Source organism: Lysinibacillus xylanilyticus (assembly GCF_001708185.1).
Classification (GTDB): Bacteria; Bacillota; Bacilli; order Bacillales_A; family Planococcaceae; genus Lysinibacillus; species Lysinibacillus xylanilyticus_A.
The window spans coordinates 51,483-69,582 of the sequence record NZ_MDDN01000010.1; the positions used below are offsets into that span (position 1 = coordinate 51,483).

Genomic DNA, 18,100 nt, shown 5'->3' on the forward strand with positions numbered 1-18,100 from the left:
TAGCTAACAATAAATCATCAATCTCCTTTCACCGTTGAAGTGAAAGGGGATTTTTTTATTGCTCAAAAATTACTTTGACAGGTAGAGTAATGTTTGCTAATATTACTCTGACAGATAGAGCAATAAAAATAAGTAGGTGACTTATGGTTCGAAGTGACATCATCCGCGGACACTTGGATTCCATTATTTTAAGGCTAATTTTAGAGAAAGATCGTTATGGTTATGAAATTTCTCAGGAAATAAGTCTCCGCACAAATAATCGTTTTCAAATTAAAGAAGCAACATTGTACGCAGTTTTTCAGCGTCTAGAAAAAAAGGAAGTTATTGAAGCCTACTATGGCGATGTTTCACATGGAGGCAAAAGAAAGTATTACCGTATTACCCCTTTAGGTAAAGCTTATTTAAACGAGCTAGTAAAAGAGTGGTCGGAAGTAAAAGAAATTATCGACTTATTTATGGAGGGCTTAGAATGAAAAGAATAAAAAACCATATTGATGAGCTTTTTAAAGATATTCCTCGTAACAAAGAAACAGAGATGGTGAAACAAGAAATCATTCAAAATCTTGAAGAAAAAGTATTTTATTTATTGGATCAAGGGAAAGAGCAAGAGGATGCCATTAACAAAGCTATCGTAGAATTTGGAGATATGGAGGATTTGAAAAAGGAATTAGGCGTTAAAGAGCCCAAAAAGAAAAATATGGCCAAACTTAATTTAGAATTTTCTATTTGGGGCAGTGGGTTAATTATTGCATTTTTTATTTTTATTAATCTTTACTATACACCACAGACAATTTGGGCGATTTACCCAATCTTCGCAATATTATGGTGGCCACTCTCTATGTACTTCGTTTGGTCACGTAAGAAATGGAGTGAATAAAACATGAGGAACCTTATTAGCTTTTCGATTGCTGGTAGTTTGATGACTATAATATTTTTAGGCATCGTTAATTATACAACCTCACCTCAAAAAATTTGGTTTATATACCCTTGTTTACTGCTTTTGCTATGGCCAATTACTTTATATTTCATGTCTAAAAAAATGTATAAACAATATTCTCTTATTTGTAGTGCTATGATTATCGCATTTCTTATCATTGAAAATTATTTATATTCACCCGATTATTTATGGTTTATTTATGCGGTTTATCCAATCATCTGGTGGCCACTCCTTATGTACTTAGAAGAAAAAGCAAAAACCTTAAAAATTGCGCTAATAGGCTGCGCAACTACCATCATTTATTATTCCTTATTAAATATTATTTTGTCTCATCCATATCCTTGGGCGATCTATCCAGCATTTTTAGTAATATGGTGGCCCTTAGCTTTGTACCATGCACAAAGAAAAACATTTGTAGCATTTTCCGTTACCTCTACAATTCTTATCAGTATCTTTTTTATTACCGTAAATGTTGTCTCTTCACCAGGAGTAATATGGGCTATCTACCCAATTTTCGTCGTCCTATGGTGGCCTCTAAGCATGTACTTTTATGTTTATAAAAGAAAAATGTACAATTCAACAACTCTACCTAAACGGATCTAAATTTTTGTTTTAATTCACATTTAGCAGAAAGGGGATATATGAAAAATATAAGGAAGTTTTTAATCTATTTTGGAATAATAACTATTATATTACTAATTATAGCAATCATCTTTCCTACATGGACTTCGCATATAAAAGGTGATAACAGTATAAGTTCATTAGAACAAGTGAATATAAACGGTAGCGGTCATGAAATAATGATACGTGGCAAAGATAAGAATAATCCGGTCATTATTTTTGTACATGGCGGACCAGGATGTTCAGAAATACCGTATGCCAGTAAGTATCAAGACTTATTGGAAAACAATTTTACGGTTGTAAATTACGATCAAAGAGCAAGTGGAAAATCATATCATTTTTTCGAGGACTATTCTAATCTTTCATCAGACTTACTGGTAGACGATCTATTAGCTTTGACGGATTATATATCAGAACACCTCGGCAAAGAAAAGGTCATACTAATTGGTCATTCTTATGGTACTTATCTTGCAACACAGGCTGCCTACAAAGCCCCTGAAAAATATGAAGCATACATTGGAATTGGCCAGATGAGTGATATTGTGGAAAGCGAGATTGATAGTTTGAACTTCGTTATTCATCAGGCTCAAAATGCTGGCAATACAGAGGACGTTTTATATTTGCAAGGGTTAACTGAACAAATTAAAAATGGTGATGCGTTTACTCCACGTAACTATATTGCGAAATACGGTGGGGCCTCAAGACTTATTGAAAATCCTGACGGTCATAACATTGGTATGTTATTTAGTAGTGAGTACAACTTATTAGATGTAATCCGTTATAACTATGGGGTATCTTACTCGCAAGAGGCTTTACTTCAGGAAGTAATAAAAACACCATTACCCACTATAGTAAAAAAACTTGAATTACCAAGCTATTTTGTTATGGGGAAATATGATTATCAAACTTCATCTAATGCAGCGAAAAATTACTTTGATATGATTGAAGCCAATAAGAAAGAATTTATTGCCTTTGAGGAATCAGCTCATTATCCGCAATTTGAAGAGAAAGAAAAATTTTATAAATGGATGTGCGATACTTTTATAAAATAACAGGTGTGTTGATTAACCATTTCTATCCACCCTAATTAAATTAGAAGGCTCTGATTTCCGCTGCGGGCGAGCGTCGGGCCGCTTTCCGACATCTCAGTAGTAGCCCCAATTATATATTTGCTATATAATTTAATTATTAAATATTTTAACAGGTGAGATTATATGTCAGAAAACAATCAATTACGTAACGTGGAAATCATTATGAGAGAGATGCTTGAAATACAGCAAACATCGAAAATGTTCGTCAATCTTCTCTCTGAAGGAGAGTCACTATCTCAAAACCAGCTTATCCTCCTTCTCCAACTAAAAATTAATGATGGAATGAAAGCAACTGAAATTGCTGACTTCTTTAGTGTAACACCTGGAGCAGTTACATCCATGTGCGATAAGCTAGAAAAATTAGATTTAGTACAACGGATTAGAGAAAGCGAAGATCGCCGAGTAGTCAAAATGGCTTTAACGAATAATGGCGCACTTAAGGTTCAAGAAATATTTTTGAAATTCCCACAGGAAAAGCTTGAAGATATGGCAAGAGTACTAAGTGAAGTTAATCAGTTAATGAAAAAAATTTTTTAGGATTTCATACAATTGAAATCCCTTTTTTATTGCCCAGAAAATACATAAAAAGCATATTTTCAGGATAGATATTCGGTAAATTTTTAGTTCTTGACAAAACAAAGTAACATATACTTTAATTAATATATGTTTTAATGATTGAAATATATATTAATTAAATTAACATGAGGTGATTATTCTTGATTCAAAAACTACGTACCGTAACCCTTACTAACGGCAATATTAAAGACTTAGCAGCAGACTTTGAACAATTAAATATCCGTGGGTCTGTTGCTATACATCAAGAAGTACGACTACAAAAAATCTCCACTCATGGACATAGTTCTTTTCACTCCCCCGTGGCAGTACAAGTTTTAAATAGTACCGGATCATGTACGATAAAGGATTTTTGTGAGATTAATGAAATGAAGAGTGCCGGCAGTTTAAAAATGCGCAATGGGCAAGTATTGAATTTAAATAGTTCTGGAAAATTAACCATTGAACAAAGACTAGAAGCAGAAACTGTATATTCAATTGGCATTGTAAAAGCAGCAGAAATACTGACCAAACGTTTTCATTTAAAACTGTCTGGTGAAAGTGAAATTGGAGAGCTTATTGCAGATGAAGTGTGGATAGAAAAGGATAAGATTTCTATCCTCCCATTATTAAAGAAAAAATTGATTTGCAATTGTATAAAAGGGAAAAATTTACGTCTTTCCTATACGAATGCGGAAATCGTTGACGGAGATGTTGTGACAGTAGGGAGCAATTGTAAGATCAAAACACTTTACTATACAGAAAGCTATTCAATTGCTCCAAATGCTAAAGTACAACAAATAATACGGAGGGAAAATGAATGACAATCATAAAAATCATTCAAGCCTTTTTTTGCTCATTAGCACTCCTTGTATTATCTGTCCTCTACGCAGGCTTGGTCTTAAGTGCATTATTAGCAATACTAGCTGGCATTTTACGAACGTTTGGCCTTGATCAAATAAAGATGAGCATATGGTATGGCGTCGATCTTCCAGTTATGTTCAGCATTCCTCTAGCCCTCCTTGTCGCTTTATTGCTTTTCTTTTGTTCAATGTATGTCAAACGATCTATCCAATTCTGCTTTTCGAAGCTTAGGTACTAAAATGTAAAAGCACACCTTTTTTTAATAAAAGATGTGCTTCTCCCCCTATTTTATCTTGTATGGTCTATAGGTCGCTCGACAAGGAAGCTGTGTTGCGTATAATCTAGTCGCTACCCTAATTTCAGTACCTTTTATGCTAGGTGGTAATATATTTGTGAACGCATTCTATTTAGAAATTGGATCAATTCGCGGCTTCAATTCCTGGGATCTTTATGTAAGTTATATACGTTCAGATCCTTTTGTTACGAGCCATTCCTCTATATCGTTGTATAACTGTTGTTTATCTTGCTCATATATAATGGCGATTTCTTGCCCGTAGGCATAATTAAATGTTACATAGCCACCTAACATCTGATAGAAAAATTTACAAATATACGAGTTCTCCATTATCAAATCTGGAAGAAAAGCAGCTTTAAACATTTTAGCTAGGTCTTGTAGTGTAGGCCCCTCCTCTTTTGGTGGTAAACGTAAAAAATGATAATTTTGTGAGTCAGAACAAGGCTCGTAATACATGGGGCCTTCTTGAGCTTCGCCGTAAACTTGATGATATAGATTATCTAGCACTACCGTAAATATTTCATCGTCTTCAACCCCGCTCTTTTGCACAGTTAGTACGCGATCAGCGTGGCGAGGCAACCAGAGCAGCTGATCGACCTCAGGATGTACAGCTAGAAAATCACCATCAATTGTTGTGCCAATAACTATGCACTCACCGATTTGTTGCTGAGTAATCGGACTCCCTTCGTTATGCTCCCAGAAATCGTATTCAACAAAAGGCTTTAGTACCTCACTATCGGGTAAGTGAACATATATCCATCCTCTATAAGTTCCTGCTCCAAACTGTTGCAGAAATGTTAGATAGCCTGGCGGAAAAAATATTGCCTCAATCTCCACAAGAAAGTCATGTTGAAATGGTTTAGGCTGACTGACAAAATACATAGACATTCCTCCTACAGTTCCCCCTCAAGAAACTTGATAAGGTATATTTCCGGCTTAACAAGAAAATCTTTAAAACTGCACAAATCTGCATATTCTTGATGCTCTACATCATAGCAACCAATCTGCCCTTTCTTCTTTGAATTCCATACTATCTGTAAATCTGAATAATTGTAAATATTTGCCGATAAACGCAGTAGCCTTTGACGACCACCCTTCATTTCAATCGTATCCGTTAGTGTAAAAAAGTCTATATAGCTAATTCCATAATCATTTGCATCTAGATCAAGGCGTAGCTTGTCTCCCGTAAGAAAGCTAATCAGTTCATCACTCAACTTATATTTTTTCAGCGCATACTTTTTGTTCTCTACATCATGTAGCTCAGATGGCTCTAGTGATTTCAAATAATCGGCCAAAGCTGTATTTTTATTGCCAACTGCAATCGTATATGGACGCTCACCATCTTTTTCTGCTAAAGTAACATCCGCTCCACGCTCTACTAAGTATTGCACCATAGCTAGATTTCCCATTCGTGTTGCCTCTGTTAATGGAGTTGCTTCATAAGGATAAACCATATCTGGACTATTATAGTTGATGTCCACCCCTTGATCGAGTAGATATGTAATGGTCTTCATATCATGGTTTGACACAGCTTGACGCAATACGGGACCACCGTGTTGCTTTACATCCAAACCTAGTTCATGAATGAGTGGAATATTTTTTTTATTACCATAGTAAGCCTGTGAATAGGCGCCAGACCCGACTTGATTGAGCATGTCTAGCTTCGCTCCATGCGCTACAATATAGCGAATTATATCTCCCTTGCAATAACGAACAGCTTGCAAAAACGCTGGATTATTTTCAACGTTTAGGTTAACACCATGATCTACTAATAGCTTTATAACATCTAATCTTTGACAATTAAGCGCCATATCTAAAGGACTTAGCGAGATATACCTACTCAATATAATGTCTTCTTCAATATCCCAGCCTACTTTGATGGCAGCCTGTAAAGCTGGAATATTCCCTTTGTAAATATGCATAGCAATTTCCGGTAGATCATTAAACTTCCCAACACCTTTTAGAGTAATCATCCAGTTCCCGTTCCTCCCTAAAGTTTCATGAAAAATTTGCTTTAATTGAAGGGACATCTTTGATTAATGGTCTCCATTCAACTTTTTTTGATTAAATCATGATGATTTTGTCATTAATTATACTCTACTGTAATATATTTATTAATATGGATGATAGTTTTCAACTATACTTATTTTGTAATTAAAATTTTTTTGGATTATCACCAAAAGTTTTGGATGACATTTTTTTAAGTATATACCTGTATATTAGTTGATTGGAGTGGAAACCGGGCGACTCCTTGGGGATTAGCGATAGGGGAACGAAGGCTAAGAGCATCATGTCCTGTGATAACGCCTTCGTGACCAACATCGTGCTGCTGCCGCTACGTTTGCACTACGCTTTCGCGCAAAAAACATCCTGCTGCTGCCGCTACGTTTGCACTACGCTTTCGCGCAAAAAACATCCTGCTGCTGCCGCTACGTTAACACTACGCTTTCGCGCAAAAAACATCCTGCTGCTGCCGCTACGTTAACACTACGCTTTCGCGCAAAAAACATCCTGCTGCTGCCGCTACGTTTGCACTACGCTTTCGCGCAAAAAAACATCTGTTGGCCCGAGACCCTGGAGCGAAGCGTCAGCGGTAAAGCGCCCAGTCGGAATGGAAATCAACCGCTCGTTATGGTGATGAGCCGATTTTTTGGAAACAAAAAAATAGAACCTTCAATCCAAAATTAGATTGAAGGTTCTATATTATATGTCGTAGAAACATGATGCTTACATCCACTGTTTCTACATCAAAATTTTATTTTAAACGAAGGGCTTCGTCTGTAGAAGCATTAATTTCATTAAGAAGCTCTGGGTTTTCTGCTAATTTTTTGCCATAAGATGGGATCATTTCTTTGATTTTAGGTTCCCATTCTTTAACATTTTGAGGGAAGCATTTATTGATTACCTCAAGCATAACGTGTACAGCAGTAGAAGCACCAGGAGAAGCTCCAAGTAATGCAGCAATTGAGCCATCAGAAGCACTTACAACTTCCGTACCAAATTGAAGCGTTCCTTTACCACCAGCTTGTGTATCTTTAATAACTTGTACACGTTGACCAGCTACAATAATATCCCAATCGTCGCTCTTAGCATTCGGGATGAATTCACGTAGCTCTTCCATACGTTGTTCTTTAGATAGCATAAGTTGTTGGATTAAATATTTTGTTAATCCCATTTCTTTAACCCCTGCCGCTAATAACGTTGTAATATTATGCGGTTTTACAGAAGCAAATAAATCCATATTCGAACCTGTTTTTAAGAACTTAGGTGAGAAACCTGCGAACGGTCCAAATAGTAATGATTTTTTGTTATCAATGTAACGTGTATCAAGATGCGGAACAGACATTGGTGGAGCACCAACTTTAGCTTTTCCGTATACTTTTGCATGATGTTGGTCAGTAACTTCTTGATTTTTACATGCCAAGAATAATCCACTGATTGGGAATCCACCAATATGTTTTCCTTCAGGAATACCTGATTTTTGAAGCAACTCTAGGCTTCCTCCACCAGCTCCAAGGAAGACAAATTTCGCTGTATGGTATTCCATTTTACAGCCGTTTTTGTCATGCACTCGTACTTCCCATGAACCGTCGCTAGTACGTTTCATGCTTTCAACACTATGATTGTAGTTGATATCAACGTCTTTAGTTTTTAAGTGATCGAATAACATACGTGTTAATGCACCAAAGTTAACGTCTGTACCAGTATCAATTTTTGTCGCAGCGATAGCTTCATCTGCTGGACGATCCTGCATAATAAGAGGAATCCATTCCTTTAGTTTTTCTGGGTTATCAGAAAATTCCATACCTTGGAATAAAGGATTTTTTGTCATCGTTTCATGACGTTTCTTTAGAAACTCTACATTGTCTTCCCCTTGTACTAAACTCATATGAGGTAAAGGCATAATAAAGTCTTGTGGATTACTGATCAGTTTATTGTTCACAAGATAAGACCAAAACTGTTTTGAAACATGGAACTGTTCATTAACGTTAATCGCTTTACTAATATCGATTGACCCGTCTTTTTTCTCTGAAGTGTAGTTAAGCTCACAAAGTGCCGCATGCCCAGTTCCCGCATTATTTAATTCGTGAGAACTTTCTTCACCTGCTTTATCAAGCTGCTCAAACACTGTAATTTTCCAATCTGGTGCTAATTCTTTAAGTAATGTCCCCAAAGTAGCACTCATGATTCCGGCACCAATTAAGATAACATCTGATTTAATTTGTCTGTTACTCATTTTTACCTTCCTTATATATTAAGATTTGCAGAAAGGATGTAAGCTCTCCTGCTTCAGTAAGCCATGGAGTAACTTTTGAGCACACCTTTTCTGTATCAATTATTACCTTATTGCAGTTTATCACAATTACCTAAAGATTAAAATATTAACTATCTATATGAGAGTTATGTGCATTTTTCGAGCCTTCCTCTTAATAAATCAAGAGAAAAACCTCCTATTCCCTCATCAAGAAATCCAGCATTTATTGAATCTTTATGGAATAATTGTCCTAAAATTGGCTAGCATTTTCATATAATAATGAGGATTTTTTAATTATTATATCTCTATAATAACATAAAAAGATGGAACCAGTCTTGTTTTTACACCAGCCCCACTCCACATTAAAATATAGCGAATTTTCACAATATTTTCTAGTGCTATTTTAAAATTATTTCTTTTTTATTTTAACGCAAGTTGAAATATCTATACTTCGACGGGACTTTTTATTTTCCAACCATCTATTTCAAAACCACCAGCCTGATTAAATACATGGTTTACTAACTCTTCATAAATCTCGATCATCTTTTGTTTATCCGCTTCTTGTAATGCTTTTAAAAACATTTCTTTAAATATTGAATCGGGAAAAGCCTTTTTCACATATTTCTTACTGTATATTGGATCTACAAGGTAGGACCTAATTTGATAATAAGGAATGCTTTCTAAATTTAAAAACCTACAGTACTCCGAGAATAAATTAGCTAATGAATTATAATAGACAAAGTGGAAATCTTCTTTGTCTTGTTCACAACAATCTTTTAAATTATCTAATGAATCCCATAGTAAATACTTTTTTATTTCTAAAGCTGTTTTATTTAGTTCATCGTATTTTTTATTTAGCCATTTTTCAGCCTCGATTCTTATTTCACTAATTATTCCCGTGTTATCGAATAAAATCTCTCCTGTAATAAACTGAATCATGGACATTGTTCTATGGTTTTGAAAATCCTCTTGAAAGTATTTTTGAATTTGTTTTGGAGGGTTAGCAAAATATTCTATAAGAAAGCCATTAATAATTTTATTTCCTCTCTCTCTCCAATCTACATCATCAGTTAAAATAATATGTATATCTATATCAGAACGCTTTGAAGGATTTCCAGTAACATAACTCCCACATACAAGTGCACCTACGACATCATTTCTGTTCTTCCAATCTTTTAAAAACTCTCCAAGTGCAATTTGCCATTCTTCCATAAAATTATCATCACCTTTCTCAAATATAAAATCGTTCAATACCGATATATTCAATATTTGTTTAGATAACCCTTCCGGAACTAATGACGCTGAATATGAAAAAACACAGCATTTTTAGCTGCATTAATTACGTTATTATCATGAAAGAACTTGGTGATAAAATCATTTTTTTATAACCTCCAACATTGTCTCTCCTTCACTTTTTCCGTTAATGGGTTATTCATTAAACATCCTATTTATATTATTAAGTTCTATCTTTTCTTCTTCTTTTCGATAATCGCGATAATCATTTTCTTCAGTAATTATTAGTCGTTCTTCTTGAAAGAATGATAACAAACGCCCTACTTCTTTTATTAGCTTTGGCTTGATATCATTTAGTATTTCTCTTCTACTATTAAATTCATTTTTATCCCATTCATCTCCTTGCATTAGTTTAGGTATTGAATCAATTCCTGTTATATATGTAAGCCCTAAAAATCGAAGAAATGAATATCCACTGCAATAATCATCATATAACTGCTCCATTATCTCTACTACATCACCTTTTTCAAATATGATGTTTTTCAAAAGAGAAATAATCCGTGACTGTTCAAACTCTCCAAGTGGAATTTCCATCTTTATTATCTTCACTAATTCAGTTTTAATATGCTTTTTTCTATAATCTAAATCAAGTAAGTTAAAGTAAAAGTCATGGTTATAAATACTTTCAATTTCTTGTGTTTTATAAAGCCATTCTTCAAATTCTGAGATGCTAATATATCCTTTATATATTTTATAAAACTGTTTTTGAATATCCGCTTTACTATTCATTTTTTTCTTCAACTCCTTCAATATTTCTATTTGCAACATAACAAGAACTATTTTGTTTTTTGGTTCAAAGCTTTAGAGGTTAAATAAAAGGAATTGGATAAAAATCCAATCCCTTTTATTTAACCTTGACTCTGTGTCTAGACTATACATTACACTTATTTAAAAAAATCAGCCAAATAGGTTTGAATAGATTCAGGTAATATTTGAAAGAACAATCCTTCATATTTAATGTCGAGAATACCAGCAATGAAAACCATAATAATGATGACAAATACAAGGGGTTTCTTATTTTTAGAAATCCACTTCAATAGGTTCCCCTCCTCTGAATAACTTAATAGTTTGCAAGTTAAGTATATATTGATTCATGTGAGATATAAACCAATCCTTTTGATGATCATAACATTCTCTGTCACCCAAGTTGGGAATGTTACATAAATTAAAATGATGCTGTTCTAAAGTATTATAAATTGATTTCAAATCAATCCCTTTGGATAAACAATACTTCTGTCTCACCAATACCGTTTAGAAAGGAATGGCTATGGTAAATTTTAAATCGTTTCGTGGGGTCGTTACACAGATTGAAGATTTTTCGATTGGGCAAAATGGAGAAAGAGAAGGCTGTTATAAACTTATGACGGTAGTAGATGATACTGGCGGCATCGTCAATTTTGTCATCTCTCCTTCCACTTACTTTGTAAACCAAGAAATCGTGACTCTCCGTGATCGGATTACTGGATATTATGATGGAGATGCACCTGTACCGTTGATATACCCACCTCAATATCGTGCACTCATCGTTGTTAAGGAAAATAATTTTCAAAATGTTAAAGTCGACTTTTTCAATAGCCAATTAGTGAGTAGTGATGGCCAATTACAACTAAATCTCTCTCCCTCTACTGTTATCTCGCTAAAAAACGGGCAGCCTTTTTTAAAAAGCCCAACAAATCGAAACCTAATTGTTATCTATGGTCCTACTACAAGAAGCATTCCTGCGCAAACCACACCGTATAAAATAATCGTTTGGTGTTAACAATACAAAAGTATAACAACAATATTTCCCAGGAAAGAAAGCGAAATGTTTACTCATCTGCGCAACATTTCTCTAGAAACCGATAATTGACTGCAAGTGAACCTAATGAAAAATAATTAAGCGGCTTAAGCCCTTTTATATATAGGACTCAAGCCGCTTCATGCATTTTTATTATTTCTATTGTCTACTTACAGAGAGCAATTCAAAATTGAGTAAGTTTATATCTTACTTTTCTTACACTTCATCTTTCATTTCATGTAGCTGTTGCTTGATCTGCTCTAAGTATTCTTTATTTTGTTGGACTGTATCCAAATGCTCACCATATTGCACTGCATTCATAAAAGCATTTTCAGCATGCTCTAGATGATTGAAAGCATGCTCAATTGCTATCTCCTCGGGGTGTGACTTTGCGTGCTTTAATAAACGCTCTGCCTTTTGGACAGAGTTGCCGAACAAAGTGCTTGGATGATCCTTTTTCCAACTCGTATCTGAGTGTTTAGCCAATTATGCCTCTTCCCTTCCTGCTAATTAGATAAATTATCTAGACATAGTATTTTAAAATGTCCAGAAAATATGCACGGATGAATTAGCGAATAACCGCAAACCAAAAAACGCATTCTTAAACAAAAATTAGAAAAAGAGGCGGGAGACTTCTGTACCTGTCGCTACGCCTTCGGTACAAAAGACATTTGCTGAAAGAAGTTAAACTTGTATCTCACTCATTAATGCATGAGTATTATCTTCTGAGTCTTTAAAAAATACCATCCATGTTTCTGTTTGTCCCATTTTCGCTACAACATGTGGTTCATCAATAAAAGTAACTTCTTTCCTTACTAAATCCTCGTATGTCTTACTGATATTTTCTACTTGAAAATAAATTACTGAACTGGCATAAGTAAATTCATCTTTTTCTGGAAGGCTTAACAGGAGTCTCAATCCATTACAATCAAAGAACGCCATGCTATCCGTATTAAATAAAAGTGAAAGTCCAAGTATTTCTTTATAAAAATGGATTGCTTTATCTAACTTCTTAACGGGGATTCCGACTTGTCCGACTTTTTGAATCATGTTGATTTTCCTCCTCATGAGTTGTAAGAACATTTCTTTCTTAAAGTTCTTGATTAGCCATCTTCTTATTGTCAGGATGAATGCTTTTCATTCCTTCAAAAAATGGATACTCCCTACTTAAATATTTTTCTAGCTCTCCGTTATCACGAAGAAGCTGCTCTAAGTAATACTTTGAACAATCTATCCTTTTTTGAATTTCCTGTTGATTCTGTGTTGTCGAACCGTGTCCAGGTATGTGCGTCGTTATTTGATGATTTAGCAAAATATTTTCAGCTTTATTGATCGTATTTACATAGTCTTGATAATTGCTAAAGATGAACGGAAACTCAATATCTGACAGGTAATCACCCGAAAGAAATAGACCATCAGGCTCAATCACTGTAAATAAACCATCGTCCGTATGACCAGGTGCTTGATAAAATGTCATGGTAATCGAATCTAATTCTAATTTATGCCCATCCTCTGAAACAACAATATCTACAGTTGGGTATACGGGTGAATAGCTTCTATTCAAATAATATCCTTGGTCAAATTGTTTAATTTTTTGAATGATATCTTCTTTGTTCGGATTTTCATCAAATTGTTTAGATGCAATTACCTTAGCATCTGGAAAGGCTCCAGACCCAATAATATGGTCAAAATCGCTATGTGTGTAAATAATATATAGTTGTTTATCACCTTTAATGTTGTTTATGTAGCTCTTAATTTCTTCAATTTCAGTAGGTAACCAATTAGGATCTGTCATAATTATCGCTTCGTTCGTTTGAATGATTGCCGAGGTAGTCATATATAATGCACTTTGAAAAACTGTAATATTATTTTTTTGAAATTGAATCATTATGGACCTTCCTTTTCCCCTTATTATTAATACATATTTCTTTAATTCTTATTCATACGCATAGGTAGCATTTTAAAGTTAATGTGCCAGTTTGTTGGAAAAGAACTTTAATTTGTTTATTTGCTCTCTCTTAATTCAATAGTTCGAGGAATATCGATAAATTCCTTCTTTAGTAAAAAAAGTATGAGAAATCAATTTAAATTTCACATACTCTTAGTTTCTTAACATAGTAACAGTTGATTCATAAATCCCACATTCATCTAAAGAAAAAACATGCTCTTTCTCAAGAACATGTCTTCTAAAATGGCCTTTATTTATGATAAGGTTCTTCGTGACGTGATATGTCTAAGCGGTACTTCTTAATTTTTAATAAACTTAAATCTCCCTATTTAAAAACGCTAAACTTTTGTTTGATATATATCTGATTTTATCGGTTTTAAATTCAAAGGAACTTTAAACTCCTGAAGGCTTTCTATATGATTAAAAAATTCATCTATATCTTCAAAATCCATTGACCATTTTGCTACCTGGAACTTACGTAACTCATCTGTTGGCTCAAATTCAAAACTACAGAAAAGTTGTTCCATATGGGAATATTCATCTTCTTCATCAAGAATAGAAAATTGACGTACAAAGTCAAAATAAAATTTCTTTCCAGTATATTCATAAACACCACATTGAAATAATATTTCTTTTTCTTCTTCTCCTTCAATTGCCTCTTTCGAAAAAGCCTTAAACTCTTCCCAAACCTTTTTAATATCATTGGTATTTTCACCAATTCTGTTTTTTAGACAACTTTCAGTATTACTAACTGTAAGCATTACAACACCTCTGTAAAATTTAATTGTACAACTTAATATACTAATTTACTTGCTACAAAGTTGGCGTACATGAAAATAACTACAAAAGTATATACATTTTAACAATTTTTTTGTACATAGTTAAATGCATATTGGAATTTAATTCTCTACAATATATCACAAAAATTGGTATACAAAGGAATAACAATATAATTAATTTAACAGATATGCATATTATTTCAATTATTGAGTCATAAAATTAATTGAAGCTTAATAATTTTATGTACAAAAAATCCGGTCATATCAATTATTCTCGCCTATAATTAAGTAGAAATCTTTCCATTCAATCGAGGAGTATCAACATGAATAAAAATACAGACAACATAGAAGTCATCTTCCTTTCTGACCCATCCGAATGCTTGCTGCACCCATTTTATACTAAAAAAATCGTCTTTACAGGGGCTCTTTCCACTATGACACGTTCAGAAGCCGCGAAAAAAGTACGAGCTTGTGGAGGGGTTATGCAAGGAGCTGTTACACAGGAGACAGATTTCGTTATTCTTGGAAAGAAACGTCGTGGTATAAGTACGAAACAATCGAAAGCTGAGCAGTTGATTAGCCTTGGCCAGGACATCCAAATTATTTCTGAGGATGATTTTATTTGGCTCATTTCTATGCAAAAGGAAGATCCGCTGCCTCACATTTGAACAGCTTTCTAGAACTCATTTCATTAAAGAAGGATTGTAGCCCTACATAAAAAGACAAATCACAAAATGCTCTTAAGGATTTTTAACTAATTTCTATAATTTTTTTCCTACCTGTTTATTACTACTGTAAAATAAAAAGAATGAGCTATTTGATATGACTAAAGTAAACATTTAATAAGAATTTATATAGGACAACAAAAAAAGATTGGGGGTTCATTTAAATGTCTATCGAACAAACGAGGTATTCTCGACTGGCCAATATAACGAAAATGATCAACATGAAGCAAGATTTACGCGAAGTATTGGAGCAAGTAACACTAGCAATATCTGAAGAAATCGTCACATGTGATTCTGTGGGCATTTATTTACCGAGAAAAGATGGAACATTCAGAGGATATGTAGGAAAACCAGAAGTTATTAATGGCTGGACGTTGAATATGCATGTAATTGACACTGAAATAGATTTACTGGCAAAAGAAGTAATTGAAACAAAGAAAACCATCTATATTCCTGATACTTCAAAGGATAATCGACCTGATCCCAGAGCTGTTGAGGGGTTCCATATTAAATCTTTATTAGTTCTTCCCATCTCCTTTGAACAAGAGTTATTTGGGCTTGTTTTTTTATTTGATTATGGAATTCCAATGAACTTAACAGACGAAGAAATTCAAACGGTTGAGTCATATGTAAATATGGCTGCTGTTGCTATTCAAAACGCAAACAACTTAGCTTATAAAGAACGTCTCATTAACGAAAAGCAGTTGCTGCTTGATGTTACACGTGATTTATCAATGTGCTCCTCACTACAGAAGTGCCTTGATAAATGCTTTTTCTACTTAGAAAAGGTTCTAGATAATAGTAATATAGGCGTTCATCTATTAGATCCTTTAGCAGAAAAAAAAATTAAACCGGTTAAGTTGAGTAGAGATAGTGATTGGACAGAAGAAAATTGGCTAAAAACACATAACAAAATAAAAATTGACCAAAGCAATGATGCTGTCATACAGGAGGTTTTTGAAACCAAAAAAGCAATTCTTATTCCTAATGTATTTGAGGATGAAAGACCTAATCATGAAGTTTGTCGCAATTTTGGTATAAACGGTTTAGTTATGTTTCCTTTGATTTCAATGGGTGAAATTTTAGGACAAATATCTATTGTTAATCTTGAAAAAAAAGCATTTTTCTATTCAGAAACTCAATTACAGCTAGCCCAATCAATTGTTGACACTACAGCATCTGCATTATCAAACCTTTTATATATGGAAAAACAAGAAATCATTATCGAGGAGAGAACCTCGGAGATACTAGTCAAAAATAAAGAGCTTGAAAGAGTTATAGCAGAGTTACAGCAACTTAGCCGTGAAAAAGAGTTAATTCTCAATTCTGCAGGAGAAGGAATCTTCGGGTTAAATCTTGATCGAAATATTACATTCTGCAATCCAGCAGGTGCACTCATGTTAGGGTATGAAACAGAGAAGGAATTAATCGGAAAATCAGTCGATTTAATTATGGGTCGAAGTGAAACAGAGGATAAAATTATGGTTTCATCCTTTTTAAATACAAATTTCAACAACTACAAGAAATTTTTTCGAAAAGACAACTCCATTTTTCCAGTCGAATATGTCACCTCCTTAATCAAAGAAGGGGACAAGATTGTAGGAGAAGTTGTCACATTTAAAGATATAACTCAAAGAAAGCAACTAGAAGAGAAGATTAAATACCACGCTTATTTTGATAGTTTAACGGATTTACCCAATAGAATTCTTTTAAAAGAGAGACTAACTCAAGGACTGAAGTATGCAAAAGAAAATGGAGAAAAATTAGCCGTTCTTTATTTAGATTTAGATCGTTTCAAGTTAGTCAATGATTCTCTAGGACATAGCTATGGAGATCTATTGCTCCAAGATGTTGCCAAACGTTTAACTGCTTGCGTTCCAGAAGGTGCAACCGTATCACGACAGGGAGGGGATGAATTTACAATCTATTTACCTAATATTAAATGTGAAAATGACATTTTGAAGGTTATTAATTGTATAAACGCTTCTTTCTCTAAGTCTTTCAATCTAGTAGACAATGAAATATATATTAAAACAAGTATTGGTATAAGCCTGTTTCCTGAGAATGGTGATACTACAGAAACGCTAATCAAAAATGCAGACACAGCTATGTACAAATCGAAAGAAACCCCAGGTACTAGCTACCATTTCTTCAGCGAAGGGATGGATACAAGAAATTTTGAAACTATCAAACTTGAAAATGAATTATATAAGGCTTTGGAGCAAGATGAACTAATTATCTTCTATCAGCCACAAATAAATTATAAAACAAACAGCATTAAGGGAGTAGAAGCTTTACTAAGATGGAATCATCGAGAACATGGAATGATAGCACCAGATAAGTTTATTCCAATTGCTGAAGAAACAGGTTTAATCGTCCCTATAGGTGAGTGGGTTCTCAAAGAAGCTTGCAAACAATTGAAAAAGTGGCATAATCAAGGATGTCCATTAATTAGTATGTCTGTAAATTTATCGGTCCATCAGTTCGAGCAGAATAATTTATTTTCTATCGTAAAAAATGTCCTAAAAGAAACAGATTTGTCACCTGAGTATTTACAACTAGAGCTTACAGAAAATTTAATTGTTAAAAATACAGAGTTAACATTTAAAACGATGACGCAATTGAATGGAATTGGCGTAAATTTAGCTATTGATGATTTCGGTACCGGCTATTCATCTTTAGGTTATTTAAAGAATTTGCCGATTTCCACATTAAAAATTGATAAATCCTTTGTACAAGAAATGTTAACCGATGATGCAGCAGCCATTACAAATACGATTATTACTCTTGCTCAAAATTTAAACCTTGAGGTTATTGCTGAAGGGGTAGAAACAAAAGAACAGGCAGATTTTTTACTGGCACAAAATTGTCATTTAATGCAGGGATATTTTTTTAGTAAGCCCATGAAGGCTGAAGATATTATGAAAAAATATTTCTATTAGCATTCTATGTTCTATTTTAGA

The 18,100-nt window shown here is 33.9% G+C and carries 19 protein-coding genes; 9 read left to right on the forward strand and 10 right to left on the reverse strand.

Going from position 1 to position 18,100, the window contains the following annotated elements; translation table 11 throughout:
* Positions 1–143 precede the first annotated feature (143 nt).
* The 6 genes from BFJ97_RS16510 (at position 144) to BFJ97_RS16535 (ending at position 4,025) form a co-directional block, all read left to right on the forward strand.
* Positions 144–473 carry a PadR family transcriptional regulator gene (locus BFJ97_RS16510; RefSeq protein WP_068985757.1) on the forward strand — a complete coding sequence of 110 codons (330 nt, stop codon included), beginning with the start codon at positions 144–146 and terminating at the stop codon, positions 471–473.
* On the forward strand, positions 470–877 hold the full coding sequence (locus tag BFJ97_RS16515; RefSeq protein ID WP_068985758.1) for a permease prefix domain 1-containing protein: 408 nt from the start codon (positions 470–472) through the stop codon (positions 875–877). Before BFJ97_RS16510 ends, BFJ97_RS16515 begins: the two co-directional genes overlap by 4 nt.
* Before the next feature lie 3 nt (positions 878–880).
* Positions 881–1,540 (forward strand): hypothetical protein, encoded by a 660-nt coding sequence (locus tag BFJ97_RS16520; protein ID WP_068985759.1) that lies wholly within the window; start codon positions 881–883, stop codon positions 1,538–1,540.
* Between the two features lie 38 nt (positions 1,541–1,578).
* A complete protein-coding gene (locus BFJ97_RS16525; RefSeq protein WP_068985760.1) occupies positions 1,579–2,610 on the forward strand; it encodes an alpha/beta fold hydrolase in 1,032 nt (343 codons plus the stop codon).
* A gap of 162 nt (positions 2,611–2,772) precedes the next feature.
* The gene (locus BFJ97_RS16530; RefSeq protein ID WP_068985761.1) at positions 2,773–3,186 is read left to right on the forward strand and encodes a MarR family transcriptional regulator; all 414 of its coding nucleotides are present in this window, start codon (positions 2,773–2,775) and stop codon (positions 3,184–3,186) included.
* 179 nt (positions 3,187–3,365) lie between these two features.
* Complete coding sequence (locus BFJ97_RS16535; RefSeq protein ID WP_068985762.1) at positions 3,366–4,025, forward strand: hypothetical protein; 660 nt, start codon at positions 3,366–3,368, stop codon at positions 4,023–4,025.
* A 497-nt stretch (positions 4,026–4,522) separates the two neighbouring features.
* Here the strand turns inward: BFJ97_RS16535 and BFJ97_RS16545 are convergent, their stop codons facing one another.
* The 6 genes from BFJ97_RS16545 to BFJ97_RS23805 all read right to left on the reverse strand — a co-directional run bounded on the left by BFJ97_RS16545 (position 4,523) and on the right by BFJ97_RS23805 (position 10,945).
* The gene (locus BFJ97_RS16545; RefSeq protein WP_068985764.1) at positions 4,523–5,242 is read right to left on the reverse strand and encodes a hypothetical protein; all 720 of its coding nucleotides are present in this window, start codon (positions 5,240–5,242) and stop codon (positions 4,523–4,525) included.
* Between the two features lie 11 nt (positions 5,243–5,253).
* Positions 5,254–6,333, reverse strand: coding sequence for an ankyrin repeat domain-containing protein (locus BFJ97_RS16550; protein ID WP_068985765.1), 1,080 nt, complete (start codon positions 6,331–6,333; stop codon positions 5,254–5,256).
* Positions 6,334–7,115: 782 nt separating this feature from the next.
* A complete protein-coding gene (locus tag BFJ97_RS16555; RefSeq protein WP_068985766.1) occupies positions 7,116–8,597 on the reverse strand; it encodes a malate:quinone oxidoreductase in 1,482 nt (493 codons plus the stop codon).
* A gap of 462 nt (positions 8,598–9,059) precedes the next feature.
* Entirely contained in the window at positions 9,060–9,827 is a 768-nt protein-coding gene (locus BFJ97_RS16560; RefSeq protein ID WP_068985767.1) for a nucleotidyltransferase domain-containing protein, read from the reverse strand.
* A 216-nt stretch (positions 9,828–10,043) separates the two neighbouring features.
* Complete coding sequence (locus BFJ97_RS16565; protein WP_068985768.1) at positions 10,044–10,637, reverse strand: hypothetical protein; 594 nt, start codon at positions 10,635–10,637, stop codon at positions 10,044–10,046.
* A 155-nt stretch (positions 10,638–10,792) separates the two neighbouring features.
* Positions 10,793–10,945, reverse strand: a complete 153-nt coding sequence (locus tag BFJ97_RS23805; RefSeq protein ID WP_175401786.1) for a hypothetical protein — start codon at positions 10,943–10,945, stop codon at positions 10,793–10,795.
* A 230-nt stretch (positions 10,946–11,175) separates the two neighbouring features.
* On the opposite strand from BFJ97_RS23805, the gene BFJ97_RS16570 reads away from it, so the two are divergent.
* Positions 11,176–11,667, forward strand: a complete 492-nt coding sequence (locus BFJ97_RS16570) for a hypothetical protein (RefSeq protein WP_068985769.1) — start codon at positions 11,176–11,178, stop codon at positions 11,665–11,667.
* A 234-nt stretch (positions 11,668–11,901) separates the two neighbouring features.
* Here the strand turns inward: BFJ97_RS16570 and BFJ97_RS16575 are convergent, their stop codons facing one another.
* The 4 genes from BFJ97_RS16575 to BFJ97_RS16590 form a co-directional block, all read right to left on the reverse strand.
* Complete coding sequence (locus BFJ97_RS16575) at positions 11,902–12,171, reverse strand: hypothetical protein (protein ID WP_068985770.1); 270 nt, start codon at positions 12,169–12,171, stop codon at positions 11,902–11,904.
* Positions 12,172–12,369: 198 nt separating this feature from the next.
* Entirely contained in the window at positions 12,370–12,735 is a 366-nt protein-coding gene (locus tag BFJ97_RS16580; RefSeq protein WP_083227083.1) for a VOC family protein, read from the reverse strand.
* Positions 12,736–12,775: 40 nt separating this feature from the next.
* Entirely contained in the window at positions 12,776–13,573 is a 798-nt protein-coding gene (locus BFJ97_RS16585) for an MBL fold metallo-hydrolase (RefSeq protein ID WP_068985771.1), read from the reverse strand.
* A gap of 398 nt (positions 13,574–13,971) precedes the next feature.
* Positions 13,972–14,394 carry a hypothetical protein gene (locus BFJ97_RS16590; protein ID WP_068985772.1) on the reverse strand — a complete coding sequence of 141 codons (423 nt, stop codon included), beginning with the start codon at positions 14,392–14,394 and terminating at the stop codon, positions 13,972–13,974.
* 341 nt (positions 14,395–14,735) lie between these two features.
* Between BFJ97_RS16590 and BFJ97_RS16595 the strand changes: the two genes are divergently transcribed.
* Both BFJ97_RS16595 and BFJ97_RS16600 read left to right on the forward strand, forming a co-directional pair.
* Positions 14,736–15,080: a BRCT domain-containing protein gene (locus BFJ97_RS16595; RefSeq protein ID WP_068985773.1), complete on the forward strand. Its 345-nt coding sequence runs from the start codon at positions 14,736–14,738 to the stop codon at positions 15,078–15,080.
* 278 nt (positions 15,081–15,358) lie between these two features.
* On the forward strand, positions 15,359–18,079 hold the full coding sequence (locus tag BFJ97_RS16600) for a sensor domain-containing phosphodiesterase (RefSeq protein WP_439098004.1): 2,721 nt from the start codon (positions 15,359–15,361) through the stop codon (positions 18,077–18,079).
* Positions 18,080–18,100: the final 21 nt, after the last annotated feature.

Bases quoted from the DNA above. Each gene is read 5' to 3' on its own strand.
- BFJ97_RS16510 (WP_068985757.1), top strand. From the start codon at position 144: ATGGTTCGAAGTGACATCATCCGCGGACACTTGGATTCCATTATTTTA.
- BFJ97_RS16515 (WP_068985758.1), top strand. From the start codon at position 470: ATGAAAAGAATAAAAAACCATATTGATGAGCTTTTTAAAGATATTCCT.
- BFJ97_RS16520 (WP_068985759.1), top strand. From the start codon at position 881: ATGAGGAACCTTATTAGCTTTTCGATTGCTGGTAGTTTGATGACTATA.
- BFJ97_RS16525 (WP_068985760.1), top strand. From the start codon at position 1,579: ATGAAAAATATAAGGAAGTTTTTAATCTATTTTGGAATAATAACTATT.
- BFJ97_RS16530 (WP_068985761.1), top strand. From the start codon at position 2,773: ATGTCAGAAAACAATCAATTACGTAACGTGGAAATCATTATGAGAGAG.
- BFJ97_RS16545 (WP_068985764.1), bottom strand. From the start codon at position 5,242: ATGTATTTTGTCAGTCAGCCTAAACCATTTCAACATGACTTTCTTGTG.
- BFJ97_RS16550 (WP_068985765.1), bottom strand. From the start codon at position 6,333: ATGATTACTCTAAAAGGTGTTGGGAAGTTTAATGATCTACCGGAAATT.
- BFJ97_RS16555 (WP_068985766.1), bottom strand. From the start codon at position 8,597: ATGAGTAACAGACAAATTAAATCAGATGTTATCTTAATTGGTGCCGGA.
- BFJ97_RS16560 (WP_068985767.1), bottom strand. From the start codon at position 9,827: ATGGAAGAATGGCAAATTGCACTTGGAGAGTTTTTAAAAGATTGGAAG.
- BFJ97_RS16565 (WP_068985768.1), bottom strand. From the start codon at position 10,637: ATGAATAGTAAAGCGGATATTCAAAAACAGTTTTATAAAATATATAAA.
- BFJ97_RS16570 (WP_068985769.1), top strand. From the start codon at position 11,176: ATGGTAAATTTTAAATCGTTTCGTGGGGTCGTTACACAGATTGAAGAT.
- BFJ97_RS16580 (WP_083227083.1), bottom strand. From the start codon at position 12,735: ATGATTCAAAAAGTCGGACAAGTCGGAATCCCCGTTAAGAAGTTAGAT.
- BFJ97_RS16585 (WP_068985771.1), bottom strand. From the start codon at position 13,573: ATGATTCAATTTCAAAAAAATAATATTACAGTTTTTCAAAGTGCATTA.
- BFJ97_RS16590 (WP_068985772.1), bottom strand. From the start codon at position 14,394: ATGCTTACAGTTAGTAATACTGAAAGTTGTCTAAAAAACAGAATTGGT.
- BFJ97_RS16595 (WP_068985773.1), top strand. From the start codon at position 14,736: ATGAATAAAAATACAGACAACATAGAAGTCATCTTCCTTTCTGACCCA.
- BFJ97_RS16600 (WP_439098004.1), top strand. From the start codon at position 15,359: ATGAAGCAAGATTTACGCGAAGTATTGGAGCAAGTAACACTAGCAATA.